This window comes from Bradyrhizobium sp. (assembly GCF_049581145.1).
GTDB lineage: Bacteria > Pseudomonadota > Alphaproteobacteria > Rhizobiales > Xanthobacteraceae > Bradyrhizobium.
In genome coordinates, this window is sequence record NZ_JBAURI010000696.1 from 1 (window position 1) to 1,524 (window position 1,524).

General features: G+C 66.0%; 2 protein-coding genes. Both read right to left on the minus strand.

Annotation, left to right across the window (positions count from 1 at the left end; translation table 11 throughout):
* The coding region (locus WCB02_RS22690) for an MFS transporter (protein WP_423961623.1) at positions 1–725 on the minus strand (725 nt) is incomplete at its 3' end.
* 46 nt (positions 726–771) lie between these two features.
* Positions 772–1,524: molybdopterin dinucleotide binding domain-containing protein (locus tag WCB02_RS22695; protein ID WP_423961625.1), on the minus strand; the 753-nt coding region annotated here is incomplete at its 5' end.

Sequence of the window (1,524 nt, forward strand, 5' to 3'; positions counted from 1 at the left end):
GGCGGCGGCAGCACTTTGCCCGAGGCCGCGACTTCTCTTTCGATTTGACTGACGATCGCATCGGCTTCGGCGAGCCGGCCCTTGCTCGCCAGCCAGCGCGGCGACTCCGGCAACAGCCGCGTCAAAAATAGCGCCAAGAGCGCCGGCAGGCCGCCGAGATAGAACAGCGATTGCCAGCCGAGGTGCGGCACCATCGCGTAGCCGAACAGCGCCGCCGCGACGAGGCCGAAGACGAATATCAGCTCGTAGAGAATGTAGAAGCGGCCGCGGCCTTGGCTGCGCGCCATCTCGATAATGTAGGTGGTGGCAACCGGGACCTCGGCGCCAAGGCCGATGCCCTGGATGAAACGCATGGCGATGAGCGACTGCGCGTCCCAGGCGAAGGCGCAGGCCAGACTCATCACGCCGAAAATAGCCACCGCAATGACGACGGTGCGCAGCCGGCCGAACATTTCGGCGGCCCAGCCGCCGGCAAGTGCGCCGACCAGTTGGCCGAGGAACGCCGCCGAAATGATCGCGCCGATCTGTTGCGGGGAGAGATGCCACGGCCCGGCGAGCGCCGGCAGCGCGAAGCTGATCGCCAACAGATCGACGGCGTCGAAGAAGGTGGCGATGCCGAGGATGAGGCGGACGCGGATATGCCAGGACGATAACGGCAGCCGGTCGAGCCGGGCCGCCACCATGGCCGCCGCGCTGGCCGAACGGTCCTTGTCCGATTCCGTCATCGTCTCCTCGCCAGTTTTCTCGAAATTTTATTTGTTACGCTTTGGGTCACGCCGCTTTACGCACCCACACCTTATTATCGTGGAACGCGGCGCCGCCGAACGGCGCGATGGCGTCGGCGCCGGTGAGCGTGTTGATGCCGCGGCCGTCGGCATAGGCCGAGTTCGGCCACAGCGATTCCGCGATCAAGACGCCGCGGCGCACGCCGTCGAACAATTTGGCGTGCAGCCGCACTTCGCCGCGGCGGTTGCCGAGCACGACCTCTTCGCCGTCGGCGATGGCAAGCGTGGCGGCATCGCCGGGATGGATCATCACTTCGGGCCGCCGCTCGCGCGTAAGCGAGGTCGGCGTTTCGGTGAAGGTCGAATTGAGAAAGCCGCGCGCCGGCGAGGTGGCGAGCCGGAACGGATGCTCGTCGTCGGCCTCCTCGATGACGTCCCAGTGGTCGGGCAATTCCGGCAGCGGCCGGCGCGACTCGTCGCGGTGCCAGCGCTGGAACGGTACTCGGGGCCAGTCCGGCTTGAAATGGAATTTCTTGTCCGGATAGGCGAAGCCGTCGAGATAATGCGCCTTGGCGAAATCGGGCTGGCAGTCGATCCAGCGGTTGGCTTCGAGCTCGGCGAGCGTGCCCCAGCCGGATTGTTGCAGGCTGACGTCGATGAGCTGACGCGGCGTCATATCAAAGCCCGGATGTTCGGCCCCCAGGCGCTTCGCCAGCGCGCAAATCACGTCGTGGTTGGAGCGGCATTGCCCCGGCGGCTCGATCAGCTTCGGCCCGAGCAGAATGTATTGGCTGCCGCC